The organism is Pseudomonas marginalis, from assembly GCF_900105325.1.
Taxonomy (GTDB): domain Bacteria; phylum Pseudomonadota; class Gammaproteobacteria; order Pseudomonadales; family Pseudomonadaceae; genus Aquipseudomonas; species Aquipseudomonas marginalis.
The window spans coordinates 1-26,586 of sequence record NZ_FNSU01000003.1 but is presented as its reverse complement, the minus strand read 5'-3'; the positions used below and the strand labels follow the sequence as shown (position 1 = coordinate 26,586).

The 26,586-nt window shown below is 62.8% G+C and carries 21 protein-coding genes and 4 pseudogenes; 8 read left to right on the top strand and 17 right to left on the bottom strand.

Annotation, left to right across the window (positions count from 1 at the left end):
* Positions 1-81: 81 nt before the first annotated feature.
* A complete protein-coding gene (locus BLW22_RS09600) occupies positions 82-570 on the top strand; it encodes a MarR family winged helix-turn-helix transcriptional regulator (protein ID WP_065923931.1) in 489 nt (162 codons plus the stop codon).
* A gap of 5 nt (positions 571-575) precedes the next feature.
* Here the strand turns inward: BLW22_RS09600 and BLW22_RS09595 are convergent, their stop codons facing one another.
* Complete coding sequence (locus BLW22_RS09595; protein ID WP_074845871.1) at positions 576-1,901, bottom strand: OprD family porin; 1,326 nt, start codon at positions 1,899-1,901, stop codon at positions 576-578.
* Positions 1,902-2,209: 308 nt separating this feature from the next.
* On the opposite strand from BLW22_RS09595, the gene mhpT reads away from it, so the two are divergent.
* Positions 2,210-3,418: a 3-(3-hydroxy-phenyl)propionate transporter MhpT gene (mhpT, locus tag BLW22_RS09590; RefSeq protein WP_065947035.1), complete on the top strand. Its 1,209-nt coding sequence runs from the start codon at positions 2,210-2,212 to the stop codon at positions 3,416-3,418.
* On the opposite strand, the gene BLW22_RS09585 is transcribed toward mhpT, so the two are convergent.
* From BLW22_RS09585 to BLW22_RS09575, 3 genes are all read right to left on the bottom strand, one after another.
* Positions 3,396-4,343, bottom strand: coding sequence for a SphA family protein (locus tag BLW22_RS09585; RefSeq protein ID WP_065923819.1), 948 nt, complete (start codon positions 4,341-4,343; stop codon positions 3,396-3,398). The genes mhpT and BLW22_RS09585 overlap by 23 nt on opposite strands.
* A gap of 81 nt (positions 4,344-4,424) precedes the next feature.
* Entirely contained in the window at positions 4,425-5,192 is a 768-nt protein-coding gene (locus BLW22_RS09580; protein WP_074845868.1) for a coniferyl-alcohol dehydrogenase, read from the bottom strand.
* 57 nt (positions 5,193-5,249) lie between these two features.
* A complete protein-coding gene (locus BLW22_RS09575) occupies positions 5,250-6,725 on the bottom strand; it encodes a benzaldehyde dehydrogenase (protein ID WP_074845865.1) in 1,476 nt (491 codons plus the stop codon).
* Between the two features lie 270 nt (positions 6,726-6,995).
* Here BLW22_RS09575 and BLW22_RS09570 point away from each other — a divergent pair, with 270 nt between their 5' ends.
* Both BLW22_RS09570 and BLW22_RS09565 read left to right on the top strand, forming a co-directional pair.
* Positions 6,996-8,753 (top strand): sigma-54-dependent Fis family transcriptional regulator, encoded by a 1,758-nt coding sequence (locus BLW22_RS09570; protein WP_074845862.1) that lies wholly within the window; start codon positions 6,996-6,998, stop codon positions 8,751-8,753.
* Between the two features lie 98 nt (positions 8,754-8,851).
* Positions 8,852-9,463: a TetR/AcrR family transcriptional regulator gene (locus tag BLW22_RS09565; RefSeq protein WP_065926266.1), complete on the top strand. Its 612-nt coding sequence runs from the start codon at positions 8,852-8,854 to the stop codon at positions 9,461-9,463.
* Between the two features lie 19 nt (positions 9,464-9,482).
* On the opposite strand, the gene BLW22_RS09560 is transcribed toward BLW22_RS09565, so the two are convergent.
* From BLW22_RS09560 to BLW22_RS09545, 4 genes are all read right to left on the bottom strand, one after another.
* Positions 9,483-9,962: a DUF3237 domain-containing protein gene (locus BLW22_RS09560; protein WP_074845859.1), complete on the bottom strand. Its 480-nt coding sequence runs from the start codon at positions 9,960-9,962 to the stop codon at positions 9,483-9,485.
* Between the two features lie 42 nt (positions 9,963-10,004).
* Entirely contained in the window at positions 10,005-11,108 is a 1,104-nt protein-coding gene (locus tag BLW22_RS09555; RefSeq protein ID WP_074845857.1) for a polyamine ABC transporter substrate-binding protein, read from the bottom strand.
* Positions 11,109-11,148: 40 nt separating this feature from the next.
* On the bottom strand, positions 11,149-12,486 hold the full coding sequence (locus BLW22_RS09550; RefSeq protein ID WP_074845854.1) for an alginate export family protein: 1,338 nt from the start codon (positions 12,484-12,486) through the stop codon (positions 11,149-11,151).
* A gap of 117 nt (positions 12,487-12,603) precedes the next feature.
* Positions 12,604-13,866: a serine hydrolase domain-containing protein gene (locus tag BLW22_RS09545; RefSeq protein ID WP_065926270.1), complete on the bottom strand. Its 1,263-nt coding sequence runs from the start codon at positions 13,864-13,866 to the stop codon at positions 12,604-12,606.
* A 252-nt stretch (positions 13,867-14,118) separates the two neighbouring features.
* Here BLW22_RS09545 and BLW22_RS09540 point away from each other — a divergent pair, with 252 nt between their 5' ends.
* Complete coding sequence (locus BLW22_RS09540) at positions 14,119-15,261, top strand: pectate lyase family protein (RefSeq protein ID WP_074845851.1); 1,143 nt, start codon at positions 14,119-14,121, stop codon at positions 15,259-15,261.
* A 54-nt stretch (positions 15,262-15,315) separates the two neighbouring features.
* On the opposite strand, the gene gspF is transcribed toward BLW22_RS09540, so the two are convergent.
* The 7 genes from gspF to gspG form a co-directional block, all read right to left on the bottom strand.
* Positions 15,316-16,527 (bottom strand): type II secretion system inner membrane protein GspF, encoded by a 1,212-nt coding sequence (gene gspF / locus BLW22_RS09535; RefSeq protein ID WP_065926272.1) that lies wholly within the window; start codon positions 16,525-16,527, stop codon positions 15,316-15,318.
* The gene (gene gspE / locus BLW22_RS09530; RefSeq protein WP_074845849.1) at positions 16,527-17,945 is read right to left on the bottom strand and encodes a type II secretion system ATPase GspE; all 1,419 of its coding nucleotides are present in this window, start codon (positions 17,943-17,945) and stop codon (positions 16,527-16,529) included. The genes gspF and gspE overlap by 1 nt, the downstream gene beginning before the upstream one ends.
* A 352-nt stretch (positions 17,946-18,297) precedes the next feature.
* Entirely contained in the window at positions 18,298-20,631 is a 2,334-nt protein-coding gene (gene gspD / locus BLW22_RS09520) for a type II secretion system secretin GspD (RefSeq protein WP_074845846.1), read from the bottom strand.
* The gene (gene gspM / locus BLW22_RS09515; protein ID WP_074845843.1) at positions 20,628-21,137 is read right to left on the bottom strand and encodes a type II secretion system protein GspM; all 510 of its coding nucleotides are present in this window, start codon (positions 21,135-21,137) and stop codon (positions 20,628-20,630) included. The genes gspD and gspM overlap by 4 nt, the downstream gene beginning before the upstream one ends.
* Entirely contained in the window at positions 21,130-22,269 is a 1,140-nt protein-coding gene (gspL, locus tag BLW22_RS09510) for a type II secretion system protein GspL (protein WP_074845840.1), read from the bottom strand. The genes gspM and gspL overlap by 8 nt, the downstream gene beginning before the upstream one ends.
* Positions 22,266-23,189 carry a type II secretion system minor pseudopilin GspK gene (gene gspK / locus BLW22_RS09505; RefSeq protein WP_074845788.1) on the bottom strand — a complete coding sequence of 308 codons (924 nt, stop codon included), beginning with the start codon at positions 23,187-23,189 and terminating at the stop codon, positions 22,266-22,268. The genes gspL and gspK overlap by 4 nt, the downstream gene beginning before the upstream one ends.
* An 8-nt stretch (positions 23,190-23,197) precedes the next feature.
* Positions 23,198-23,647, bottom strand: coding sequence for a type II secretion system major pseudopilin GspG (gene gspG, locus BLW22_RS09500; RefSeq protein ID WP_027603442.1), 450 nt, complete (start codon positions 23,645-23,647; stop codon positions 23,198-23,200).
* Between the two features lie 137 nt (positions 23,648-23,784).
* On the opposite strand from gspG, the pseudogene gspI reads away from it, so the two are divergent.
* Positions 23,785-24,170 (top strand): annotated as a pseudogene (gene gspI, locus BLW22_RS09495) (type II secretion system minor pseudopilin GspI).
* Positions 24,171-24,185: 15 nt separating this feature from the next.
* Here gspI and BLW22_RS09490 read toward each other — a convergent pair.
* A complete protein-coding gene (locus BLW22_RS09490) occupies positions 24,186-24,533 on the bottom strand; it encodes a type II secretion system protein N (protein ID WP_413038068.1) in 348 nt (115 codons plus the stop codon).
* 138 nt (positions 24,534-24,671) lie between these two features.
* On the opposite strand from BLW22_RS09490, the pseudogene gspH reads away from it, so the two are divergent.
* Positions 24,672-25,131: pseudogene (gene gspH / locus BLW22_RS09485) on the top strand (type II secretion system minor pseudopilin GspH).
* A pseudogene (gene gspJ, locus BLW22_RS35920) lies at positions 25,128-25,733 on the top strand (type II secretion system minor pseudopilin GspJ). The pseudogenes gspH and gspJ overlap by 4 nt, the downstream one beginning before the upstream one ends.
* Positions 25,734-25,743: 10 nt before the next feature.
* On the opposite strand, the pseudogene BLW22_RS09470 reads toward gspJ, so the two are convergent.
* Positions 25,744-26,586: pseudogene (locus tag BLW22_RS09470) on the bottom strand (LysR substrate-binding domain-containing protein); the annotation flags it as partial.

Genomic DNA, 26,586 nt, shown 5'->3' with positions numbered 1-26,586 from the left:
AAGCCGGCATAGCCATGGCGCGTTAACCCCGGCAAACTAGATAGCCTTCTTAACCTCCACCCTTTGAGGATTGCACTGCCAATGGCCAAGCCTTCCACCATCGCCGCCGCCAGCCAGGCCCTGCCCGACAACGACGAGGTACGGCCGCCGCTGGATTCAGCCCTGGACGATCTGATCGGCTACGCCATGCGCCGCGCCCAGCTCAAGCTGTTCCAGAACCTGATCGGCCGGCTGTCGGACCACGACCTGCGCCCTGCACAGTTCTCGGCCCTGGCGATCATCGAGCAGAACCCCGGGCTGATGCAGGCCGACCTGGCTCGCGCACTGGCCATCGAGCCGCCCCAGGTAGTGCCGTTGCTGAACAAGCTGGAAAGCCGCGCCCTCGCCGTGCGGGTGCGCTGCAAGCCGGACAAGCGCTCCTACGGGATCTTCCTCAGCAAGAGCGGCGAAACCCTGCTCAAGGAACTCAAGGCCATCGCCGCCCAGAGTGACCTGGACGCCACGGCCGCCCTCGACGGCCAGGAACGTGAAGAGCTGCTGCGCCTGCTGAAGAAGGTCTACCAGGACTGAGCGGCTTACCAGAGCGCCACGGTGTAGAGCACCAGGAAACGGGTCTGGTTTTCATCGCGAAACGCCGCGCCGCTCGGGAAGTCATTGCGGTAGATCGACTTGCGCGCCATGAACCCGACGTTCTTCAGCGGGCCGTCCTGGATCACATAGCCCAACTCCATCTGGAACTCGCGCTCCTTGCGGTCCTCGGCATTGAAAGCGGCCAGTTCGATGTTGTCGCCGCGCACATAGCGCAGCCGAGTCTTCAACCCCGGCACACCCGCTGCGGCGAAGTCATAGTCGTAGATAGCCTGCCAGGTGCGCTCCTTGGCGTTGAGAAAGTCCGAACTCATGGTCAGCTCGCTCATGCCCATCAACTCGGTGCCGGAGATATAGGGTGTGGCCGTCTCCCCGCTTGAGTGCATGTAGCCAAGGCTGACGCGATGGCCGCCGAGGCGGTAGCCGAACAGCGCCGAGAGGTTGCGGTTATCCACGTTGCCCGCCTTGGCACTGCCATCCTCGCGGCTGAAAAAACTGCGCAGGTCGCTGGTGAGCACGCCATCGCCCAGCGGCAGGTTGTGCAACAGCGCCAGGGTGTCCTGCTGGTAGAGGTCGGCGACCTGGGAGTGATAGACGCGCAGGCTGAGGTCTTTGTTGACCTGATAGTCCCCGCCCACATACGCCAGGTGCGACGTGGTGGCGGTGGCGTTGAAACGCCGGTTGGGCGAGGCGATGGTCATGGCCTGGTAGTCGGTGGAGTCGCGCTTGTTGATGCGGTCGATGTAGCCGGTGTTGAAGGTCAGGCCCTCGATGTCCTTGGAGCTCAAGGTGGTGCCGCGAAAGGTTTGCGGCAGCAGGCGCGACGGACTGGCAAAGGCGAACGGCAGGAAGATCGACACATCGCCGGCCTTCACTGTCGTTTGCGCAAACCGCAGCTTGGCAGTCGGGGCCAGGCGCGAGTACTCATCGGCGGCGCGCTTGTCGCTGGCCGACACCGGCAGCAACTCGGTGCCGCTGCGGTCCGGCGACGAGTCGAGCTTGACCCCCATCAACCCGCGCACATCCAGGCCGAAGCCCACCGGGCCCGGGGTGTAGCCCGATTCCAGGTTGAGGATGAACGCCTGGGCCCATTCCCGCGCGGCGGTCTTCGCCCCGTCGTCCTTGTAGTCGCGGTCCAGGTAGTAATTGCGCAAGGTCAAGGTGCCATGGCTGTCGTCGATAAAGCCTGCGGCCCACAGCGAAGTGGGCAGCACGCTCAAGGCCAGGCATGCCATGAGCAGGCGTGGGGTATTGTTCGACACACAGGCGACGGGCGCCGCTGCAACGGCGTGCTCCATAGGGAGTTCTGGCATGTTCGATGTCCATTTTTTGTTGTTGTTTTTGGGGTGGCACACGCTCGGCCCGGTCGGCTTCGCGAGCCAAGAATGGAAACAGCCGACGGTGCCCGTCAACCGCAACTGAGCGATAATCGAACATTAATAAAGCTATCTATTTTTTAGTTGTATATGAATCAACATCGCAAGCTTATGAATTGCATGAATTTATTCATGTTTTATGGGCAGATTAATCCACGATTCATTTTTTAGTTATCTTTGTTATCTTAATCACCAGCAGCCACTCGCGCTCGTCACCACAACAAAAACAACAATGAGGTTTGCCCATGGACAGTCCATCGCGTCGTTCGACGCTGACTATTGCGTTGTGCTTTATCGTTGCGCTGATCGAAGGGTTCGATCTGCAGGCCGCCGGCACTGCCGCCGCCGGGTTACGTCAAACGTTCGCCCTGGATCCGAAGATGCTCGGCTGGGTGTTCAGCGTCGGCATCATCGGTCTGCTGCCGGGGGCGTTCTTCGGCGGCTGGGTCGCCGACCGCATCGGGCGCAAGAAAATCCTGGTGGGTGCCGTGCTGCTGTTCGGGCTGTTTTCCCTGAGCACCGCGTTTGTCGACAGCTACGCCAGCCTGTTGCTGGTGCGCTTTCTCACCGGCCTGGGCCTGGGCGCCGCACTGCCCAACCTGATCGCGCTGTGCGCCGAAGCGGTGAGCGAACGCAACCGGGGCACGGCCATCAGCGTGATGTACTGCGGGGTGCCGCTGGGTGGCGCATTGGCCGCGGTGGTGGCGATGTTTTCCAGTGAGCACTGGCAGACCACCTTTATCATCGGTGGCCTGGCGCCGTTGCTCGCCGTACCGTTGATGATCCTGCTGCTGCCGGAGTCCAGCGCCTTTCGCCAACAGCGCGACACTCCGCACGGCGCCCGCCCTTCTACCGGCCAGGCGCTGTTCGGCGAAGGTCGCGCCCGCACCACACTGGCCTTGTGGCTCAGCTATTTCTTCACCCTGACCGTGATGTACATGCTGCTTAACTGGCTGCCGTCGCTGTTGCTGGAGCAAGGTTTCAGCAAGCCCCAGGCGGGCATGGTGCAAATGCTCTTCAATATCGGCGGCGCCCTCGGTTCGCTGCTCGGTGGCGTGCTGCTGGACCGCTGCAATGCCGTCAAAGTGGTGCTGGGCGTGTATGCCGGATTGCTCGCAGCGTTGGCCGGGGTCGGGTTGTCGGTGGGCATCGTGCCCATGGCCATCGCCGGTTTTGCCGCCGGCCTGTTCGTGATGGCCGCGCAGTTGGTGCTGTACGCATCGGCACCGCCCTCCTACCCGACCTCGGTGCGCGCCACCGGTGTCGGTGCCGCGGTGGCCGTCGGCCGCCTGGGTTCGGTGGCCGGGCCGCTGGCGGCCGGGCAACTGCTCGCCGCCGGCGCCGGCACCGCCGGGGTACTGCTGGCGACCTCCCCCGGGGTGGTGATTGCCGCACTGACCATCATCAGCGTGATGGTGCGTACGGCGCCCACTAGAACTTATGCAGCCAATTGAGCACCAGTTTGTTGCCCTGCGTGCGGTTCTCCGCCTGCTGCTCGAAGTAGGCATTTACCGATAGCACGTCTTCCTTGCTGAACCCGTAGACCAGGCCTGGGCCGATGGCCCAGACCTTCTCCCGACGCCCGCTCACGGCGTGCCCATCGACCTGGGTGTCGGTGATCTGCTTCAACCAGTAGCCGTTAACCCCTACGCTCAGTTGCTGGCTCACGGCATATTGCAGGGTCAGGTTGGCATGCAACGCCTGCCCGGCCTGGGTATCGGAAACATCCCCGAAGCCTGCCTGCGGATCATCGTTCTTGCCATTCCACAGGTACATGAACCGCCCGCTCGTCGACCACTTCGGGCTGAACCAGTACGTCGCCGCGTAATACGGGTTGAATGACCAGAAATTACTGCCTGGGTTGATCGAGCGCTTGCGGTCATAGGCGCCCACCGGCACCGAGATATCGGCTTCGATACGCTGGGTCAACAGCGGGCTGCCATCGGCACGGCTCAGGGTCGGCAGTTGCAGGAAGGGCCCCACAATCACATCACCAAAGCCGGCGCGAGAACTCAGGGCCGCATTGTTCAACCCGTCGTCGACATCCACATGGGCCAGGGAGGTGTTGATCAGGGTGAATCCGGGCATCGCGCCATTCGCCAAGGGTTGGCCGAGGTAGATGATCTGCGTGGTAGGCGCCACCACTTCCACGTCCTGGTTGGGCAGTGCCAGCTTGTGGCCGTTGGCATCATTGAAACGGCTGGCCCGGGAGTACGTCAGGTATTCCTCCAGATACCACCCAGGGCCGGCGGGTGCCGGTGAGCCGTCGTAGAAACTGGTACTGCCCAGGTTGAGGCCGGGCAAGTCGTAAGCATGTGCAGTCGATGACAGTGCGATAAAGGTCCCGGCCGCAGCCGCCCGCAAGATAGGCTTGAGCATCTTGTATGTCCTGTATTTTTGTTGTTGTTCAAGACCCCCGGCACGGTGGATCCGCACCGGGGCTTACCGCTGTAGCAACCCCTACACGTAGGTCGCCGCCAACCCACCGTCCACCGGCAGATTGACCCCGTTGATCCAGCGCGCGGCGTCGGAGCAAAGGAAGGCGATCACCGCCGCCACCTCATCGGCCAGGGCCGGACGGGTCATGCGCTGGCTGTCCGCCGCCACCCGCTCCGGCCCGAGCATGCTGACAAAATCGTCGAGAATCGGGGTAAACACCGGCCCCGGCGCCACGCAGTTGATACGCACCGAGTGATCACGAAACCAGCCTTGGGATTGCTGGAAGCTCCACACGATCAGCGCCTCCTTGAAGTACTGATAACAGCTGGCCTGCTCCACCGGATTGGCCGCCAGCCATTGCTGCCCGGCCTCGAAGCTTTGCGTCACGGCCAGGGCCTTGTGCAGCTCCAGGCGTTGCGGCCACTGCGCACCGAGCACCGAAGCGACATTGACGATGCTGCCGCCCGCCGCCATGCGTGGCAGCAGCGCTTGAGTCAGGTGCCGCAACCCCAGGTAATTGACCGTGGCCACCGCCTGCACGGGCGCGGTACCGGGCACGCCGGCGATGTTGCACAGCCCATCGACCCGCGCCGGCAGGCGTGCCACCAGGGCATCGATGCTGGCCGGATCGCCCAGGTCAGCCTGGAAGAAGCCATCCAGGGTCAGTTGCGGTGCATGGCGATCAACGCCGATCACCGTGGCACCCTGGAAGCGCGCGAGCCGCGCCAGCTCGGCGCCAATGCCGGAGGCGACGCCGGTGACGACCAGGGTTTTGTTGTGCAGGTTCATGTTCAAGCCCTCTTGTTTTTGTATAGGCATAGGTGGATCAAAGCGATGAGCCAGGGCTCAGAACGGATAGACAGGTGCAGTGTTCTTCACCGTGACCCACTGCCACTGGCTGTACTCGTCCCAATCGGCCGGCCCGCCTACGCTGCCGCCATTACCGGAAGCGCCTCGCCCACCAAAGGGGTTGATGCATTCGTCGGCGACGGTCTGGTCATTGATGTGCAGCAGGCCGCAGTCAAGCCGCTCGCCGATGGCCATGGCACGCCCCACCGACGGTGAAATGATGGCGGCCGAGAGGCCGTACTCGGTGCGGTTGGCCAGCTCGATGGCCTCGTCGTCCGTGGCAAAACTGACCACCGTGGCCACCGGCCCGAAGATTTCATCCTCAAACGCGCGCATCCCTGGCCGCACACCGCTGAGCACGGTGGGCTGGTAGAACAATTGGTCGTATTCGCCACCCGCCTCCAACCGTGCGCCCGCTTGCAGGCTGTCGCTGACGATCTCGTGCACGCGCTGCAATTGCCGTTGGTTGATCAACGGGCCGAGCGCGGCTTCACCGCGGGCGGCATTGCCCACGGTCAACGCCCGGGCCTTGTCCACCAACTTGCGCGTGAGGCGTTCGGCGATGGATTCATGGGCGAGAATCAAGCCGGTGGCCATGCAGATTTGCCCCTGGTGCAGCCAGGCGCCCCAGGCGGCATTGCTCGCGGCCAGGTCGAGGTCGGCGTCTTCGAGAATGATCAGCGGGTTTTTGCCGCCCAGTTCCAGCGCGACTTTTTTCAGGTGTCGTCCGGCCACTTCGGCGACTTTGCGCCCCGCCGCCGTCGACCCGGTGAACGCAATCATCTGCACATTCGGATCGCGGCACAGCGCCTCACCCGCCGGCGCGGCGCCGGGCAACACCTGCAGCAGGCCCTTGGGCAAACCCGCCTCCTCGAACAGCCGGGCGATGAGAAAACCACCGCTGACCGGGGTCTGCGGGTCGGGCTTGAGCACCACCGCATTGCCCGCCGCCAGGGCCGGCGCCACCGAGCGCAGCGACAGCACCAGCGGAAAATTGAACGGTGAAATCACCCCGACCACGCCATGGGGCTGACGCCGGGCATAGGACAGGCGACCGGCCGCACTGGGCAGCACCAGCCCGTGAGGTTGGGACAACAGCCCCGCCGCCTGATGCAGCAGCACAATCGCTTCGCGCACTTCGTGTTCACCCTTGAACAACGCGCCGCCGGTTTCCCGCGCGACGTACAGCGCCAGTTCGGCAAAGGACTGCTGGGCCAGGTCCGCCGCCTTGCGAAACACCTCGGCGCGCTCCCGTGGGCCGAGTGCTGCCCAGGCCGGCTGCGCCAACGCCGCGCTGCGGCAGGCGACGGCGATGTCGGCCGGGTTGGCCATGGCGCAGCGCATCAGGGGTTCGCCGGTGGCGGGTTCGATCACCGGGATCACGGACCCCGAGGCGGGTATCCAGTCGCCGTTGAACAGGCATTCGGACGCAATGGCCCGCTGTAGCAAGTGGGTGGTTTCAGGTACTGACATGGCAACTCCCGGTTCTTGTAATTGTCATCGCCTGCACAGGGTGCAAACGCCGCATCAAGCCTTGAGCAAAGGCTGTGCCGCTTGCACGCAACAACGCTGACATAAAGCATCGAGGGCTCTGGGACGGGGCCTGGCACACACCGCTCATACCTCACCCGCCAATCGACTGCAAAAACCGCAGCGCTGCCACTTGTTCAATTGATAAGGTTATGTTTAATAACTATCTGAGCAGTTACTCATATCGATCACTCGCTTTGCAGGGGCATAACAATGACTAATCCCCCCAGCGCGCTGCCCGACGACCGGGTGGCCAGCGCGCCCTACCATCCGCGCGGCGACAGCCGCCAACTCAGTGACAGCAGCTCGCCCACCCCGGCGGAACTGACTGACTGCCTGTTCTTCTCGCCCGAAGACGGGCGTATCTGGCTCAACGATCAACGCATGGTGTTGCTGCACGGTTCGTCGTTCGGTGCCCTGCGCCGGGAAGTCATCGAGCGCCTGGGGCTGGAGCAGGCGCGTGGCCTGTTCACCCGCACCGGTTATGTCTCCGGCGCGCGGGACGCGCGGTTGATCCGCGAGCGCTGGCCACAGGCCGATGCCGCCGCGGTGTTCCGCGCCGGGACCCACCTGCACACCCTGGAAGGCATGACCAAGGTTGAACCGCTGCACTTCAAGTTCGATGCCGACTCGGGGTTCTATGAAGGCGAGTTCCTCTGGCACCACTCCTGCGAGGCCGATGAACACGTGGGCGCCTACGGCATCGGCCAGGACCCGGTGTGCTGGACTGAAACCGGCTATGCGATCGGTTTTGTCAGTGGCCTGTTCGGGCAAATGGTGATTTTCCGCGAGGTGGAATGCCGGGGCATGGGCCACCGCTGTTGCCGGGTGATCGGCAAGACCGCGGAGCAATGGGGTGACGTCGAGCAGGACCTGCGCTACCTGAATGTGTCCCAGGCCGTCACCAACGCCACGGTCGCGCCCACGCCCGACCACCCGGTGAACCACAGTGCCAGGGCCAACCCGCCGCAAACACTGGTGGGTGCGAGTGCGGCCTTCAACGCCGCGACACAAGCCCTGCAACGTGTCGCACTGACCCCGGCAACGGTGTTGATCAGCGGCGAGTCAGGGGTCGGCAAGGAGATGTTTGCGCGCCAGTTGCACCAGCTCAGCCGCCGCCAGGACAGCCCGTTCGTGGCGCTCAATTGCGCCGCCATTCCGGACAACCTGATCGAGGCCGAACTGTTCGGTGTCGAACGCGGCGCCTATACCGGCGCGACGCACTCGCGGCCTGGACGTTTCGAACGGGCCCAGGGCGGCACGCTGTTTCTGGATGAAATCACCAGCCTCAGCCTGGCCGGGCAAAGCAAGTTGCTGCGGGCCTTGCAGGAACGGGAAATCGAACGGGTCGGCGGAGTGCGCGGTATCAAGGTGGATGTGCGCGTGGTGGCCGCCACCAATCTCGACCTGCGTAAAGCCGTAGCTGACGGCAGCTTTCGTGAAGACCTGTTCTACCGCTTGAATGTCTACCCCATCGCCCTGCCCCCGCTGCGCGAACGCCGGGACGACATCCCGCTGTTGATCAATGCGTTCCTCACGCGCTTCTGCCAGGAATACGCGCGAACGCCGGCGGGCCTGACCATGCGCGCCCTGAAGGTGTTGCTGCGCTATGACTTCGCGGGCAATGTGCGCGAACTGCAAAACCTGATCGAACGCGGCCTGATCGCCAGTGACGAAGGCCAACCCATTGACCTGGTGCACCTGTTTCGCAACGAACCGATGCCGGCCGATCCCTACGGCCTCGACGACCACGGCAGCCTGTCCAACAGCGCACCGCCGCCGTGCCTGGCACTGTTCGACACCCTTGGCCAACTGGAACCGGGGTTTTCCATCGAAGGCCTTGAATCGCGCCTGCTCAATGAAGCCCTGCAACGCAACGCCGGCAACCTGGCCGCCGCCGCCAGGCTTGTGGGGCTCAGCCGCGCTCAATTTGCCTACCGGTTGAAGAAGCATCAGCGGCAAATCCCTTGAATGCCAATTAGTGCTTTAAAAGCTTTACCCAATTAAGTATTTTGCAGGGATACCGGGGCGATAAGCGCCCCTCTTTTTACTCGTGACAAGGATCTCCTGTGAGCGGACTGCGTGAACGTCAGAAAGCCGAACGCCGGCAAGCTATCAGCAAGGCCGCGATCGAGCTGTTTGAGCGCCAGGGTTTCCAGAACACCACCATCGAACAGATCGCCAGCCAGGCCGGGGTGTCGCCGCCGACGGTGTTCAAGTACTTCGGCAACAAGCAGGAAATCATCCTGGAAATCCTGCACCACGCCGATCAGCGCGCAATCAGCGACACCCGCCGCGAGATCCACACAATCGACGATCCGGTCGAAGCGCTGTGCCACCTGGAAAGCCTGCTCACCGGCTATGCCCTGGAAGTCATGCACCCCAGCCTCTGGCGTGAACTGCTGCCGCTGATCCTGTTCGGCGGCAGCAATGAACTGCCGGCCGGTTATCGCGCCATGAACGATGCGCTCAGGGCGCAAATCAGCGAACTGCTGCGGGAACTGCAACGGGCCGGCAAGCTGCGCCCACAACTCGATGTGGAATTGGCCGCGTTCCTGTTGAACGACTATTCGCACCTGCAACTGTTCAGGCTGGTGAACCAGGAACACCCGGATATCGACGCGCACTCGACCCAGGTCAGGCGTATCACCGAGCTGCTGTTCTACGGCATGCAGGCCTGACAGCTTCCAGGGCCGGGCCTCAGTAAAAGCGATAGCAACGAATCACCACCTGGTCGGCGCCCGGGTAATGCACCAGGCCGATAAAACTTGAACGGGTGAGCCAGTCCAGCCGCCCCTTGGGCACCTGAAACACCGGGGTGCAGGTGCAGCGGTACTCCGTCTCAGGAATCGGCCATTGGCCGTCGCGCTCCAGTTGGCGTCCGTACTCAGTCATGCTCAGCACACCCCGGTTACGGATGTTGATCACCTCGCCTTCGTCGGTCCTCACGCTGTAGCGGGCATCCAGTTGACCGATGCCATCGGGGCGCAAAAGAAAGCAATCTTCTCCGCCCGCCAGGACCTGGCCGCTGATGCCGACCCCATCGAAATCCCCGCCCACAATCGGGTAATTGCAGCGCAGGCCTTCAACGCTGTCGCCCAGCATCACGCCCGGCCCTATCGCGACGCGAAGGGTCAGCACCCGCTGCAAGTTGGGGGCAATGTCAATCCGTTCAGTCATGGCAAGCTCCAAGCCCGGCGCACACGCACCGGGCCACACTGATCAGCGGTTGCTCTTGATGGCCGTCCAGGTGCGGGTACGGATGCGCTCCGCGGCAGCCGGGATCGGCTCCAGGGCGAACAGGGTCTTGCGCGCTTCCTCCGGCACATACATGTTGGGGTCGTTGCGGATGCTGGCGTCCACCAGCGCAGTGGCGTCCTTGTTCGGGTTGGGGTAGCCGATCCTGTTGCTGATGCGCGCAATCACGTCCGGGCGCAGGATGTAATTGATGAACGCATGGGCCTCCGCCAGATCGGGTGCCTTGGCCGGGATCATCATCACGTCCGCCCACATCGGCGCGCCTTCCTTGGGCAGTGCCATCTCGACCTTGACGCCCTTGCCGGCGGCATCTGCCAGTCGCGTGGCCAATGCGACACCGCCGGACCAGCCCACGCCCACACAGATATCACCGTTGGCCAGGTCCATGCCGTAGCGCGACGAATTGAAGTAAGTGACGTAAGGGCGAATCTTCATCATCACGGCCTGGGCTTGCACATAGTCCTCACGCTTTTGGCTATTGGGGTCGAGGCCCTTGTAGTGCAAGGCAATCGGCAGGATCTCGTTGCCGGCGTCGAGGAAACCCACGCCACAACTGGCGAGCTTGGCGAGGTTTTCTTCCTTGAAGATGATGTCCCAGCTGTTCATCTGCACGTCGGGACCCAGGGCCTTGCGCACCTTGTCGACGTTGTAGCCGATCAATGTGGTGCCCCATAGGTAAGGCACGGCGTAGCGGTTGCCGGTGTCACCCACGGCTTCCAGGGATTGCATGAACTGCGGGTCCAGGTGCTGCCAGTTCGGCAACTGCTGGCGGTCCAGCGGCTGCACGGCCCCGGCCGTGATCAAGTGCCCCAGGTTGGCGGTGCCGGGGAACACCACGTCATACCCGGAGTTGCCCGTCAGCAGCTTGGACTCCATGGTTTCGGCACTGTCGAACACATCGTAAATCGGGCGAATGCCGGTTTCTTCCTGGAAACTCTTGAGCACTTCGGGTGGCAGGTATTCGATCCAGTTGTAGATCCGTACGGTGCGTTCTTCAGCCAGGCAAAAACCACTGATGAGCAACGAGGCGACAGTGCCCAGCACGGTGTTACGCAAAAATCTGTTCATGATCAAAACACTCCAGCGCGGCCGCGATGGCTCGCAGCACTTAATAGCGGTAGGTGAAATACAGTTCCAGCGCACTGAACATCTGGTCGTTACCGAACACCTGTTTGGCGGCGGCCAGCGGCTTGACCCAGTTGTAGGACAGCGACGTATAGAACGACGGCGTGGGCGTCCAGTCGAGGAAAACCACACTTTCGTCAGCAAAGCGCCGATCGCTGACCGGCGCGCCCATGTAGTTTTTCTCGTCCAGCCAGAACTGGTAGTGAATCGCGCCGAGGGTCAGGGTGTCGTTGAGGTGGGTCTTGAGGGAGAACTGCTGGACGTTTTCGTTGCTGTTGAACAGCAGGTAGTTGCCGACCACGTCCCCGACCAGCCAGGTGCTCCAGTCGACGAAGCCTTTGCTCAGTGGGTCCCAGGCTTTTTGCCGGTTGTCGGTGAGGTTGTCGTCGCCGGAAAAGCTCGCGTAGCGGTAGCCGAGGATCGGCGTCAGCGGCACGGTGCTGAAGGCGTAGTCGGCCTGGGCGTACCAGGCGTTGGCATCGTAGTCGACACCCTCGCCGCTGCCGCGCTCCAGCGCGTATTCGGCATTCAGGGTCAGCGCCTGGACGACGGGCACCTTGGCGTTGAGCGCCCTGACGTTGTACACCTGCATCCCGTCCCGACGGCGCGGCAGCGTGCTGCCTCGGGGGCCAAGGGCATTGACCTTCATGGCCATGGCGCCGAGCGTAACCTGGTCATCGAGGTTGTAATCCACGTTCACGCCGGTCATGCGGAAATCGCCCAAGTCGTCATCGGTACGCAAGGTGAAGGCCTGGGACTTCAGCGCGTCATGATCCCAGGCCAGGATCGCTGAGTCCTTGAACGCAGTTCGCGGGCCGAGCCAGTAGGCGCCGTCCTTGTACTGGTCGAGGTTACCGTCCATGACGATGAACCCCGTACCGATCATGTAGTTCTGGCGGCCGGCGGTGAACTTCCACTCGCCGACGCGAAAACCGCCGTAGAGTTCTTCGGCTGCGACCTTGCCGTCGGAACTGCGGCTGAAGCCTCCCGCATCGCCATCGCCGAAGGTGCTCGCCGCCACCAGGGAACCGCCCGCGAGCAGGCTGAAATCCGGTTGCAACGCATACTCAAGCTTGCCCCCCGGCTTTACGTAGACCTCTTGCCAGTTGATCCGGGCGCCGCCGTTTTTACCGTTGCGTGCATCGACCTGGCCGCTGCCGAAGTTGACGCCACGGGTAAACAGCGTCGCCCCACCCGCCGTGAGATTGACTTCACCCTTGAGATCGCCGTCCTCAAAGGTGTAGCCCGCCAACGCGACGTGGGTGGTCAAGGGTAAGCCGAACGCTAACAGCGCTCGGGAAAAACGCTTGGTGAAAACCATAAGAAGCTCCTGTGGAATTATTGTTGTTACAGGGCAGTCAATGGCGACGCAGAGCGCCGCCAACACCTGGGCAAGCCAGGTGAATAGAACGCAAGACTCTTATTTTTTGGGCGTGGGTCAGCGACTCAGGTGGGCGGCGATCGCGCGCAGCATGCGCACGCTGTCGTTATCGAACGGGCTGACTGCATCGGTGAGCGACGATTGCTTGACGATCACCACGCCGGACGGCTTATCGATAAACAGGTATTGGCCGTGGATCCCCCCAGCCATCAGGGCCTGGCTGTGGTCGTTGAACACGTACCACTGGCTGCGATAGGACGCACCCGGCGTCCAGCTGGAGAACTCGGCATTTTGCGCGTAGATCGCCGGATCAGAACCGGCGGCGATACGCGCCACAGTCTCGGGCGACAACAGCTCGACCCCGTCCTGGCGACCGTCGTTGGCCAGCAGGCGACCGAAGCGCGCCATGTCTCTCAAGGTGGCACTGAAGCCCGCCCCGGCAACGTTACGGCCCCAGGGATCGGCCATGAAATAACCGTCGCGTTCGCACCCCAAGCGCCCCCAGATCTGTTCCAACATCTGACTGCACGCCTGGCCCGAGGCACGTTCCATGACCCATGCCAGGACTTCGGTGGTGGCGGTCACGTAATGGAAAAAGCCGCCGTGTGCGCCACGTTTTTTCAGTGACGGCAGGTATTGGTACAGCGATTCAAACTGGGCGTATGGCGCCGGTGCCGGCTGGAAACCGCAGGCATAACCGTACTGCGAACTCTCGGAGGCGGGATCGTCATACACCTCGCTGTAGTCGATGCCCACGGCCATATCGAACAACTGGCGCACGGTGGCATCGCCAAACGCACTGCCCACCAGCTCAGGCACGTAGTACGCGGCGGACAGCTCAGGCTTGAGCATGCCGTTGGAAACCAGTTGTTCGCCGAGGGTGCCGATCAGCGACTTGGTCACCGAAAACATGATGTGCCGGTCATCCGCGCGCTGGCCGTTGAAGTAGCGCTCGAACAACACCGTGTCGCCCTGCATCACTAAAAAAGCGTCGGTCTGGCTGGCCACAAGGTGTTCGATCACGCTGATGCTGAGCCCGCATTCGCTGTCGAAACACAGCGGGTCCAGCGCTGTGGGCGCTTCCTTGAGCTGACCGGCAGGCCTTGAACCCGCCGCCACATCAATCGTGGGACGCAGCCGCGCCAGATGACGGAACCCCCACTGGCTGAAGGGCGCGCGCATCCAGTTGTGCCACGTTACCCGGTGATTCGGCTCGGCCGGGAAGCCCTGCATCAGCACAGGTGCCACGTGGGTTGCAAAGCACGACTCATTGGCCTCGACGTAAAGAGTCGCCAGTACAGACGGGGTTTTAAGGCTCATCGGGATAACCCTGAAGATGACTCTGCATGGGAGCAGATGCACAGGAATAATTATCCGATATTTTGTTTTAGTCAATAAAACTTTTTACTCGTTAATTTTAAAAACAGTTGTACGACAACGAATACACGCATGATAGTATTTCTCATGCAGCGGACGTTCGATTCGCTGCACCAGTGGCAAGGACGTCCGCTCGAGAAACGCGCATGCCTGTGCGCGTTTAAACACTCAAGTTAATCAAGGATCTGATTACTCATGACAACCCCCTCAACCTTCACTGCCTCAAAACTGGCCAGTGCCGTTATCGGTGCCCTGCTGCTTTCCAGCGTTCCTGCGCATGCCGCGGACATCTGGCTGGATTCGGCCACCACTGGTTGGGCCACTCAGAACGGCGGCACCAAGGGCGGCTCGCGAGCTGCGGCGAATAATATTTACACGGCAAAAAACGCGGCGGAGCTGAAAACCGCACTGAGCGCGTCGGTGGGCACCAACGGCCGCATCATCAAGATCACCGGCATCATCGATATCAGCGAAGGCAAGGCTTATACGACGACTGCTGATATGAAGGTACGCGGTCGCCTGGATATTCCTGGCAAAACCACCATCGTCGGTACCACCAGCAATGCCGAGATCCGTGAGGGTTTCTTCTATGCCAAGGAAAACGACGTCATCATCCGCAACATCACCATCGAAAACCCTTGGGATCCCGAGCCGAAGTGGGACCCCACGGACGGCAGCGCCGGCAACTGGAACTCGGAATACGATGGCCTGACCATCGAGGGCGCCAATAACGTGTGGGTCGATCACGTGACCTTCACCGATGGCCGCCGTACCGATGACCAGAACGGCAGTGCCAACGGCCGTCCGAAGCAGCATCACGACGGCGCGCTGGATGTAAAAAACGGCGCCAACTACGTGACCATCTCGTACTCGGCGTTCAAGTCGCACGAGAAGAACAACCTGATCGGTTCCAGCGACAGCCGCACCACCGACGACGGCAAGCTCAAGGTCACCATCCACAACAGCCTGTTTGAGAATATCTCTGCCCGTGCGCCGCGCGTGCGTTTCGGCCAGGTGCATCTGTACAACAACTACCATGTGGGCAGCACCAGCCATAAGGTGTACCCGTTCTCGTACGCTCACGGTGTGGGCAAGAACTCGAAGATCTTCTCCGAGCGTAACGCCTTCGAGATCGCCGGTATCAGCGGTTGCGACAAGATCGCCGGCGATTACGGTGGCAGCGTCTACCGCGACACCGGCTCGACCCTCAACGGCAGCGCATTGAGCTGCTCGTGGAGTTCGAGCATCGGCTGGACCCCACCGTACAGCTACACTCCGCTGGCTGCCGATAAGGTCGCCGCCGACGTCAAGGCCAAGGCCGGCGCCGGTAAGCTCTAAGCAGCGGTGTCACCTTCGTGAAATGAAAAGCCCTCGGTGACGAGGGCTTTTTTGCTACTGCACCAGTTGGTTGATCTCGATGATCGGCAACAGCACCGCCATCACGATCACCAGCACCACCGCGCCCATCACCACGATCATCAGTGGCTCCAGCAGTGCGGTCATACCCATCGCCCGGCGCTCGATATCGCGGGACAGTGTCTGCGCGGCGCGATCGAGCATCGGCGGCAGCGAGCCGGTCTTTTCGCCGCTGGCGATCAGGTGGATCAGCAGTGGTGGAAATACTTTCTCGACTGCCAGCGCCGTGGCCAGGCTGACGCCTTCGCGCACCTTGGCGGTGGCGTCGCTCACGCTTTGGCTCAGGCAGTCGTTGGACAAGGTCTGGCGGGCCGCTTCCAGTGCACGCAACAGCGGCACCCCGGCGCCGCCGAGAATCGCCAGGGTCGAGGCAAAGCGGGCGGTATTGAGCCCAAGTACAAAACGCCCGATCAGCGGCAGGCGCAACACGCGACGATGCCAACCCAGACGCGCCAGCGGGTTGCGCAGGTACACACGCCAGCCCCAGAAACCCGCGATCAAAGCACTGAGGCACAGCCAACCCCAACCGCGAATGAAATCACTGGCATTGAGCATCGCCAATGTCAGCCCGGGCAAGTCCTGGCGCGCCTGGGAAAACGCACTGACCACCTGGGGCACCACGTAGCTGAGCAGGAAGATCACGATGGCGATCGAGACCAGCCCTACCACTCCAGGATAGATAAACGCGGTGAGGATTTTACTGCGCAGGTTATTGCGTTCTTCGATGTAGTCGGCCAACCGCTCCATCACCTGGGCGAGATCGCCGGACTCCTCCCCCGCCGCAATCAGCGCGCGGTAGATCTCCGGAAAGTCCCGTGGCCGCGCGGCCAAGGCATCCGCCAGGCGCATGCCGCTGCGTACATCGGCACGCACCGCACTCAGGGCCTGGACGATGTGTTTGCGCTCGGCTTGTTCCACCGTGGCACTCAACGCGGCCTCCAGTGGCAGGCTGGCGCTGAGCAGGCTCGCCAGTTGCCGCGTGGCCCAGGCCAGGTCGTTGTCCGACAGCTTGGCGCTGAACAGGCCCGCGCCAGCCCCCGAGGCCGTATTTTGCTCAAGGTGCACCGACAAGGCCGTCAAGCCACGCCGGCGCAAAATCCCGAACGCCTCCCGCTGACTGTCGGCTTCCAGGTGTCCGCTCTCGATCTTGCCCATGGCATCGGCGGCTTCGAAACGGTAGCGATTCATCAGGCGTCCCGTGTCACGCGCAGGATTTCTTCGGGCGCGGTGGCGCCGCTGCGCACCCAGCGCTCGCCGTCTTCACGCATGCTGAACATCCCCGCGCGGCGAGCCGCCACGCGCAGATCCTGCTCGCCGGCGCCCTGGTGGATCAGGCTGCGCACCTCGTCGTCGACGCAAAACAATTCATGGATACCGGTCCGCCCGCTGTAGCCGATCTGGTTGCACTGCGCGCAGCCCACCGGGTGCCAGGTGCCGGGCGCGGCCGGGTCTTCCTGTTTGCAATGCGGGCACAGGCGGCGGACCAGGCGTTGCGCCAGCACGCCCAGCAGTGACGAGGCCAGCAGGAACGGCTCGACGCCCATATCGATCAGGCGGTTGACCGCCGACACCGCATCGTTGGTGTGCAGGGTCGCCAGCACCAGGTGCCCGGTGAGCGAGGCCTGCACCGCGATTTGCGCGGTCTCCAGGTCGCGGATTTCACCGATCATGATGATGTCCGGGTCCTGGCGCAGGATCGCCCGCAGCGCCAGGCCGAAGGTCATGTCGATCTTGGCATTGACCTGGATCTGGCTGATGCCCGGCAGGTCGTATTCCACCGGGTCTTCCACGGTGAGGATATTGCTGGTGCTCGCATCCAGCCGCGCCAGGGCGGCGTACAGGCTGGTGGTCTTGCCGCTGCCCGTGGGCCCGGTGACCAGCACGATGCCGTGGGGCTGGCGGATCAGGGTATCGAGCCTGGCCAGTACCGAGGGCGCCATGCCGAGGGTTTCCAGTTGCAGACGGCCGGCTTGCTTGTCGAGCAAGCGCATCACCACCCGCTCGCCATGCCCGGTGGGCACGGTCGACACGCGAATATCAATCGGCCGCCCGGCCACGCGCAGGGCGATACGCCCGTCCTGGGGCAGGCGTTTTTCGGCGATATCGAGCTGGGCCATGATCTTGATCCGCGACACCAGCGCACCATGCAGCGCCTTGCGCGGCGACACCACATCCCGCAACGTGCCGTCGACGCGGTAGCGCACCACCGAATGGCTTTCATAGGGCTCGATGTGAATATCACTGGCCTCGTCCCGCGCTGCCTGTGTGAGCAAGGCGTTGATCATACGAATCACCGGCGCGCCATCCTGGGTGTCGAGCAGGTCGGTGATTTCGGGCATGTCCTGCATCAGGCGGTCGAGGTCGACCTCGTTCTCTGCCGCGCCCACCACGGCGGCGGCGCTGCCCGTATCGGCATAAGCACTGGCGAGAAGGCCGTCGAGTTCATCGTCGCGTACCTGCTCAACCCGCGACTGGCCGAACTGGCGCCGCACTTCGCTGATCGACCAACCGGGGGTGGAGGGGCAGACGGTCAGCAGCATGCCGTCGTCGCCGGGACGCAGGAGGATGCGTTGGGATTTGGCCCAGGCGTAAGGGAGAAGGCTCACAAGACATCTTCCTGACCGAGCGCGGTCACAAAACAACGTACCCGCGATGCGAAGCGAGCCGCTTTTGATCTTGATCTTCGGCGCCCCGTAAAACCACGCTGGCCGAACGCAGGCTTGAATCCGTGGGTAACCCGGCAGGACGCCGGGTTAGCCGTCCTGGGCCAGGGATGGCCCATGACGGCGGCCCACGGATTCAAGCCTGCGTTCGGGCACACCGAGCCTAGGCGAGGTGCCGAGTGGTGGGGCGAGGACCTTTTGGTTACTTTTGGGTCCTTCCAAAAGTGACCCGCTGTAAGAGCGGAACCATAGGTGGCCGTTACCGCAGGAATGGATATGTACACGGTCAAAATGTTCACGGTCGCCCCCCAGAAACCGGCACCGCCCGAATCACCGCCCTCGGCCCCTGCTGCTGCCCGCCCGGAATCCCCTTCTCCACCGCCGGTAACTGCGGCGCCTGCACATCCGGCATCGCCCAGCTGTGTTCCGGCTGGGAATGGCCCTGGGCACGGCGCATGTAGTCATAGCGGTTCAGGGTGATCGCGCGCCCGGCCCCACTGTCGCGGATGATATACGGGCGCAGGAACACCATCAGGTTGGTCTTGGTGACCGCCCGGCGTTCATTGCGAAACAGCACACCCAGCCCCGGAATGCTCGACAGCCACGGCACGGCTTCATTGCTCTGGCTGTAACCGTCCTGGAGCAGGCCGCCGAGGACCATGATCTGCCCGTCGTCGAGCAAAATACTGGTGTCGATCGCGCGCTTGTTGGTGACGATCCCGGCCGACGCGGCGCTGCTGGACGCGCGCTCATCGATGCTGCTGACTTCCTGGTAAATATCGAGTTTGACCGTGCCACCCTCGGAGATTTGTGGGCGCACATTCAGCTTCAAGCCGACCTCTTCACGGGTGACCGTCTGGAACGGATTATTGCTGGTACCGCCGCCACCGGTCACGTAGCTGCCACTGACAAACGGGATAGTCTGGCCAACAAAAATACTGGCCGCCTCGTTATCCAGGGTCAGCAGGTTCGGCGTCGACAGTACGTTGCTGCCGCCTTTGCTTTTAAGCGCGCGGGCCAACACCTTGAGGTCCATGACCTTGCCAATGCCGGGCACATCCACGGTACCGTTGATAAAGCCGAGGCTGAGCCCGCCGGGCAGCACGTCAACGCTGGTCTTGCCATTCAGGTTGAACCCCGCGCCGCCCAGGTTAGTCCCGCCAATCACGCCTTTGCCGGCCAGGTCGCCGCTCTGCCACTGCACGCCGAACTCATTGGCATCGTCCTCGCCGACTTCAACGATAAGGCTTTCAATCACCACTTGGGCGCGGCGCTGGTCGAGCATGTCGATGACTTCACGCAGGTTGCGGTACAGCGGCTCCGGGGCAGAAATCAGCAAGGTGTTGGTGGTCGAGTCGGCCTGGAGGGTCACGCCACCGGCGGTGAAGGCGACGTTTTGCTCATTCGTTTGCCCGCCGGCCTGGCTGCTCGAGCTGCTGTTCGTCTGCGCCGACTCATTGGCGCTGGTGGTACTGCCTTGGCCACTGCCCTGCCCGGTCTGGCTGCCGGAGATATTGGCACCCATTGTGCTGAGGGCCGACCGCGCATTGTCACCGCCACCGCTGTCGCTTTCACCGGTCAGCAAACCGCGTAACGACTGCGCCAGTTTCGCGGCCTGGGCGTTGCGCAGGTACACCACGTGCAAATTGCTTGGGTTGGCTTGGGCGTTATCCAGCTTGTAGATCAAGTTACGCGCCAACTCGGTTCGCTCCGGGCTGCCGGCACGAATCACGATCGCGTTGGAGCGCGGGTCGCCCACCACCGTGATTTTCTGCGTCGGATCGCTGCCCGGCTGCTCCAGCAGTTGCGAGACCATCTCGGCGATATCCACGGCGATCCCGTTTTGAACCTGCACCACGTCGGTGTCGATGGCGCTCGGTGTGTCGATGCCGTCGATAAGCTGCGCCACCCGCGCCAGGTTCTCGGCGTAGTCGGTGACAACGATGGTGTTGTTGCCCGGATAGGCGTTGATCGGGTTGTTTGGCGAAACGATCGGGCGCAGTACCGGGATCAGGTTCACCGCGTTTTCGTATTGCAGGCGGAAGGTGCGCGTGAGCATGCCGCTGCCGCCCGGCTTGTCGGCACTGTAGATCGGCCCGCCGAGCAGCTTGGCATCGGCCTCGGGCACCACGTGCGCGATACCGCCCACATCCACCACGCTGAAGCCCTGCATGCGCAGTGCCGCCAGCAGCATGTCGTAGGCCTGATGCGCCGGCACCTGCCCTTCGGAAACCAGCGTGAGGGAGCCCTTGACGCGCGGGTCGACCAGGAACTGCTGCCCCGTCGCACGGGACAACGCCCGCACCACGGCTTGAATGTCGGCCTCGACGAAATTCAGCGTGACCGGTTGATCGCCCAAGGGTTTGCTCGGCGCCACGCCGCTGTGACCGGCACCGCTGCCACGTGTGGGGTTGGTAACCTTGTGCAAGGGCCGCGACTGCCGTTCGATTTGCACTTGCGCACGCTGCCGGTCTACCAGGGCATCGCCGCTGCGCTGGGTGGTGGCCAGGGGCAGGCCGAGCTCACTGTCCTGGGGTAAATCCGCCGTGGGCTGCGCGCTGCACGCACTCAGTGCGAGCAACAGAAACGGCGCAGCCGTACGGACATAATGGGAACCTGACCACTTCATGATGCTTCCTTAGCGCCGTGCATCCGATCCATACGGACGGTTCCTGTGAGAGTGCCTGCCGTGTTGTCGACCGAGGCTTCGCCGGCGCGCTGCAAACGAGCCTCCACCACGTCCAGCGAGAATTGCCCTGGGTCACTCAATAACCAGCCGAGCACCGCATCGGCGGGGGCCGAGTCCAGTGTCAGTTGCCAGGACGCATCCTGGGCCTGTAACCGGTAGTGCCCCGCCAGTCCGGCGGCGTCGAGGGATTGCCGCAATGAGTGTTCAAGGTCCAGCCCGACAGGCGTGGTGACCCCGCGAAGCAACAGCGCCAGTGCCTGGCTCTGGGCGCGCAGCTTCGGGGTTTCGGCTTGCCAATAGTCAATGTTCTTGAGCGCTGGCTGGATCAGCGACAGCCAGACCAACAGGCTGGCGAGAAACACCACCGCACCGCTGAGCATGGTTTTTTCCCGCGGGGCCAGCGCTTTCCAGCGCCCTTTGAAGGCCATCAGTCTCGGATTATTCATCGTCGTTTTCCACGCTGGAATCACCCTCTCCCGACGCGGGTTCGGCCATCGCACTCAGCGTCCAGATGCGCTCGTTGCGGTGGGCGGAAAGTCCCGCCTGGCTCAGCGCAGCCTGTACAGCGCCGTCGGCAGCGGGAGTGGCTTCGGCGGTCATCTGCAGCTGCAACTGGCGCTCGCTGAAGGTCAACCGCTGGACGCTGCCGGCCATGAACGGCAGCGCCATGGCGGCTTGCTGCACCAGGTAAGCAAAGTCGTGATTGAGCTGCGCGGGCCCTCCCCCTTGCCGGTTCGCCAACTGCTGGCGAGCCTGTTGCAGAGGGTTGAGAATCACCGGCAGCTCGGGAAATGCGTGCTTCACGCGCTGGCTCATCTGCTGCTTGAGCTGCTGCCCTTGCGCAACCTCGCGGGCGGCGTAAAGGTTGAGCCCGGCCACCCAGACACCCACGGCCAACGCACAACAGCCCAACGCCCGCCCCCAACCGGCCGCCTGTGCAGTGCGCCGACCGACCCCGGCGTGCAATCCCCAGCCAGGGGCAGCGCCGCTCCAGCGCTGATGGTCCACGGGCCACAGCACACTTTCGCCGGTGGCGGCGAGCGCTTCCAGACGGTCCTCAACCAACGGTTCCACCGCCCCATGGGCGAGGGTGAAACGCAGCAGCAACTGGCCCTCTACCACACACCCATTGACCTGCCCGGCCGCTGGCACGGCTAAGCGGTAAGGCGCTGGATACAGGCCGCCCAGCTTCAATCCGTGCAGGCCAAGCAACTGATCGAGGCGATCCAGTACAGCCTTGGGCAGCCAGCTCAGGTGCACCTGTCCATCGGCATCTCGAGCGCTGTGCGCCACATGCATCTGCTCGCTGGGCCCCAGGATCAAGGCCTGCGCAGCGCAGGTAACGGCCGCATCGATACGGGACGCTGACAGCGGCGGAAGTTCAATGCGCGTAAGTACCGTGTCCATGGGGTGAAGGAAACACTCGACGGCCTGAGACTTGACCTGTTGTCCCAGCTGGCCAAGGGTGCTGATGCCGGTATGACTGACGTGCCCCTTGCGGTCCAGTTGCGCGAACTCAAGCTCGGTGTCCGACGTCAAGGACTCCAGCGGCGGCAAGGCAAGACGCAGGCGCGTCATACGCCCAGCCTCGACCAGATCACCCTGGGCATTGCGTCTTCCGGACGATGCAGCAGCGCAGCCAGGTGCACACGGCGCTGATTGCGGCGGGCTTGACCCTGGAGCAGGAACCACTCACTGGTGATCCCGACATTGAGTTCATCCACGTTCAGGTTGGGCAATCGCGCACGGTTAACGAAGTCGCCGCGATTGATAAACCACTGGCCGCGATCGCGCTCGGCGACCAACGCCTTGGCCTGCGCCCAGGACAAACCCGGCACCACCGCGGCCAGCACCTCCGCGCTGGCCGTATTGCTGTTGACCCAGGTGTTGACCGGAAGAATGCTGACGTAGTGCTCCAGCCGTGCCAAGACCCGCTCATTGAGGCCTTCGATACCGCGTAATTGATCAAGACTGCGCAGCATCGGCTGGGTGGCGGGTAATGGCGGGGGCGGCTGCCCCACTGTTGAGGCAACCGGCCTATGTGGGTAGGCCGCAATCACGCGTTGGCTGATGCGCTGCGCCAGGCGGGCCTCGACACCGATCATCTCGCACAACCGCTCAAAGCTGCGCATCTGCCCGAGATCAACAGACTCTTGGGCGATTAAATTGCGCAGGTTGAACTTGCCTTGCAGGTCCTCAAGGCGGCCTTCGAATTCGCCGTCCTGAGCGGCGTTGATCGGCCGGGCCCATGGCTGGTCAAGCCGCGTCAGCACATCCTGCTCGCGGGCGTCCCGAAGCAATCGCCGGCTGACTTCCAGGCCGCCCAGCAGTGATGCACTGCCCTGCACTCGCGCCTGCTCGGCCTCAAGTGAACGGGTAAAAACGCTCTGGCGGGCGAGCATGCCGGCGGCGAACACAGCGACCACCGCCGCGATCAGCATCGCGCTGATAATCGCCATGCCGCGCTGTTTCGCCCCTGTGGGCGAGTGTGATTTCATGGCCGCGCTTAGAGCTGCCAGGATCCGATATCGGCATTCACACCGTCGCCATCAGGCTGTCCGTCGGCACCGAGGGAGAAGATGTCGACTTCGCCGTTCGCGCCGGGATTCAAGTAATGGTAAGGACGGCCCCAGGGGTCGTTGGGCAGGCGCTCCAGATAAGAACGCCAGTTGGTATTTTTTGCATCTGCCGGGCGCTCGACCAATACCTTGAGGCCCTGGTTCATGTTGGGATAGGTGCCGTGGTCGAGGCGATAAAGCTTGAGCGCCTGCATCAGGCCGGCAACGTCCTGCTTGGCCGCAATCGCCCTGGCCTGGTCCGGACGGTCCAGCACTTTAGGCACGACAATCGCCGCCAGAATGCCGAGGATGACCACCACCACCATGATCTCGATCAGCGTGAACCCTTGCTGAGCGTGGCGGGCGCGAGGCCCATATTTGATGCGCGCGAAATCCATATCCACCATCCTTGGCTTGATCCTAATTCGGCGCGCAGTGTAACAAAACTAACTATCTGGATAGCAAAAATAATTGGCCGCTGCCCGCGGCTCTCTGAGTGCTACTCTACGGCGTGTTTTTACGCCAAGAGTGACCCATGGAGCTGTCGCGCAAGGAGCAAGGTTTTACATTGATCGAGGTGCTCGTGGCCTTGGCGATCATTGCCGTGGCGATGGCGGCGGCGGTCCGCGTTGCAGGCTTGATGACCCAGAGCAATGGGTTGCTGCGCGACCGCTCGATGGCGCTGCTGTCGGCCCAGGGCAGGCTCGCCGAACTGCGCCTGGAGGGACGCCTGCCCAGGGGCACAAAGCGTTTGACTGTGATCAGGGCCGCTTGCAGTTGCGTTGCGAGCAGAGCATCGCACCGAGCGCCGATGGACGCCTGATGCGCGTCACCCTGCAGGTGTCGGAGCGCAAGCGCGAGGCGCCACCGTTGGCGCGGGTGGAAACGCTGCTCAACCCGCCGAAGGCAACGCCCCAATGAGCGTTCAGGGTCGGGTCAAGCGCGGTAGCACCACCAGTCCGGCAGCGTGCTGACCTTAATGCGGGTGTGCTGCGTGCCCCGCTCAATCACCACCGCATCGCCCTCGATCGCCGCCAGGCGCACACCCTGGGCCAACGACTCACCCACCCGAAAACTGCGCGGCGGCCCCTCGTTCAGGCTCAGGATCGCCACCGCCCCGCGCGCGCCCGCCATCAGGCCGGAGACCTTGATGTCCACCGTCGCCGGCTGGTTGGGAAAACCACTGCAACGCCGGGGTATCCGGGCGAGCGGCCAAAGCCGGCGGCTCGACTGCGGCACCTGGGACTCGGCGACGTCAGCAACACTGAAGACCAGACCACACACCCGCGAATGCCGTGGCCAATGCCACTGCCTGCACCACTTGCGGCGCGGTCAAACGAAAAATAGCGACCACGACAAAACCTCCTTGTTGTCCTGCCGGGCAGTCTACAGGAGAGACCCACGACGAAGGAGCGTTGTGTCATGACCAAGGCCAATCAGCAAGGCTTCACCCTGATCGAGTTGATGGTGGTCCTGGTGATCATCGGCATCGCCTCAGCGGCGATCAGCCTGAGCATCAAACCCGACCCGTTGCAATTGCTGCGCAAGGACGCCAACCGCGTGGTCCAGATGCTGCAGATCGCCAGGCCGAAGCCCGGCCGACGGCCGCCCCATCACGTGGCGGGCCGACAATAAAGGGTTTCGCTTCAGTCGGCGCAACGCGCCCGGCGAGGGTTGGGATCACTTCATGAGCGACCCGCAACTGCGTCCCCGTGCCTGGGAAACACCCTCGATGAGCGTACGTGTAACCCCCAGGCAACCGGTGGTACTGAATGCCGAATGGTTTGCCTCGCCCTTGCAACTGCAGCTCTCGGATGGCCAGCACCGCCTCACCCTTCACCGCACGGCGACAGGACAAATACGCGTGGCGAACCAACCATGAAAACAGACCAGCACGGTTTTACCCTCATTGAAGTCATGGTGGCGATCATGCTGATGGCCATTGTCAGCCTGATTGCCTGGCGCGCCTCGACAGCGTGAGCCGTGCCGACAGCCATCTGCAGGCCAGCACCGAGCAAACCGAAGCGTTGTTGCGCACACTCAACCAGCTGGACCGCGACCTGGCCCTGCGCGCCAGCGTTGAACTGAGAACGCCAGCCTTGAACGATGACGAACAGCCCGACGGGCTCGCCGCAATCAGCGTTCGCAGCTCCGACCAGCATGATTTTCAACTGAACGTGATTCGTAACGCAGCCCTTCCCGAAAACGGTCTGCAAACGGGTGCGCTGGTGGCTGGAGGGTGACACGCTGTACCGCGCCACATCCGCAGCCAGTGATCGATATCCGTTGCCTGCGCCCAAAAAAGCAGTGGCCGTCTTATCCGGTGTCAGCGACCTGCAAGTGCGCATCTGGGAACCGGGCCAAGGCTGGCGTCAGCTGGCCGGCAACCGTAAAGCCGATCCCATCGGCCTGGAAATCAGCCTGACCCGCCAGACGCCGCAGGGGGAAGAACGCTATCGGCAAGTGGTGGGGCCGCTGCAATAACCTCATCTTTTCAAAGCCGCTTCGCCTTCGCCAGCTCAGCGATCAGAAAATCCCTGAACGCCGAAACCGCCGCGGTAGATTGCGCCCAGCCATGCTTGCAGTTCGATGCGCCGCGCCTGCATGCCTTCATCAAGGATCGGCAAGCATTGCAACTGTTTGTCCGCCACCTGTTGGTGCAAGGTCATTTCGCTGGCCAGGCTGATGCCTCCCTCTTCACGGACGAAACTGTAGAGCGCGGCAACGTAATTGGTGGTCAATACCGGGTCGAACAACAACCCCTGGACGCCGCAACAGATGTCGAAGAGTTGCCGTATCGTAGTGTCGGCCTTGGGTAACGCAATGGGCCAGGGTTGCAACTCGGCGAGGTTGACAGACTCCCGCCCGGCCAAGGGATGGGCATTGGAGACCACGGCAAAATCGCCCCGCTCAGGACATGTTCGACCTTGATTTCCTTTTGCGGCGTCAGGCTGAACGTCATCGCCAGGTCGGCTTCACCGGAGCGAACCTTCTCGGTCGCTTCAGCGGGCGCACAGACCTCCAACGTAAAATGAATGCCCTGATACTCACGCCTGAACGCGCTGATGCTCCTGGGCATGTATTCCAGGGCAAATCCTTCCGAACAGGCAACATGCACATGGCCCCGTTGCAAGCCGTGCAGCTCGGTAATTTCCAGCACCACCTGCTCGGCCTCAAGCTGCGACTTGCGCGCATACGCCGCCAGTCGCGCCCCCGCCTCGCTGAGCACCATGCCGCGGGCGCGACGCTCAAACAGGCTGGCATCCAGGGCCAACTCAAGCTTGGAAATTTGCCGGCTCACCGCTGATGCCGCCACATTCAGCCGCATTGAGGCCTC

Coding starts and splice junctions, on each gene's coding strand:
- BLW22_RS09600 (WP_065923931.1), top strand. CDS start 82: ATGGCCAAGCCTTCCACCATCGCCGCCGCCAGCCAGGCCCTGCCCGAC.
- BLW22_RS09595 (WP_074845871.1), bottom strand. CDS start 1,901: ATGCCAGAACTCCCTATGGAGCACGCCGTTGCAGCGGCGCCCGTCGCC.
- mhpT (WP_065947035.1), top strand. CDS start 2,210: ATGGACAGTCCATCGCGTCGTTCGACGCTGACTATTGCGTTGTGCTTT.
- BLW22_RS09585 (WP_065923819.1), bottom strand. CDS start 4,343: ATGCTCAAGCCTATCTTGCGGGCGGCTGCGGCCGGGACCTTTATCGCA.
- BLW22_RS09580 (WP_074845868.1), bottom strand. CDS start 5,192: ATGAACCTGCACAACAAAACCCTGGTCGTCACCGGCGTCGCCTCCGGC.
- BLW22_RS09575 (WP_074845865.1), bottom strand. CDS start 6,725: ATGTCAGTACCTGAAACCACCCACTTGCTACAGCGGGCCATTGCGTCC.
- BLW22_RS09570 (WP_074845862.1), top strand. CDS start 6,996: ATGACTAATCCCCCCAGCGCGCTGCCCGACGACCGGGTGGCCAGCGCG.
- BLW22_RS09560 (WP_074845859.1), bottom strand. CDS start 9,962: ATGACTGAACGGATTGACATTGCCCCCAACTTGCAGCGGGTGCTGACC.
- BLW22_RS09555 (WP_074845857.1), bottom strand. CDS start 11,108: ATGAACAGATTTTTGCGTAACACCGTGCTGGGCACTGTCGCCTCGTTG.
- BLW22_RS09550 (WP_074845854.1), bottom strand. CDS start 12,486: ATGGTTTTCACCAAGCGTTTTTCCCGAGCGCTGTTAGCGTTCGGCTTA.
- BLW22_RS09545 (WP_065926270.1), bottom strand. CDS start 13,866: ATGAGCCTTAAAACCCCGTCTGTACTGGCGACTCTTTACGTCGAGGCC.
- BLW22_RS09540 (WP_074845851.1), top strand. CDS start 14,119: ATGACAACCCCCTCAACCTTCACTGCCTCAAAACTGGCCAGTGCCGTT.
- gspF (WP_065926272.1), bottom strand. CDS start 16,527: ATGAATCGCTACCGTTTCGAAGCCGCCGATGCCATGGGCAAGATCGAG.
- gspD (WP_074845846.1), bottom strand. CDS start 20,631: ATGAAGTGGTCAGGTTCCCATTATGTCCGTACGGCTGCGCCGTTTCTG.
- gspM (WP_074845843.1), bottom strand. CDS start 21,137: ATGAATAATCCGAGACTGATGGCCTTCAAAGGGCGCTGGAAAGCGCTG.
- gspL (WP_074845840.1), bottom strand. CDS start 22,269: ATGACGCGCCTGCGTCTTGCCTTGCCGCCGCTGGAGTCCTTGACGTCG.
- gspK (WP_074845788.1), bottom strand. CDS start 23,189: ATGAAATCACACTCGCCCACAGGGGCGAAACAGCGCGGCATGGCGATT.
- gspG (WP_027603442.1), bottom strand. CDS start 23,647: ATGGATTTCGCGCGCATCAAATATGGGCCTCGCGCCCGCCACGCTCAG.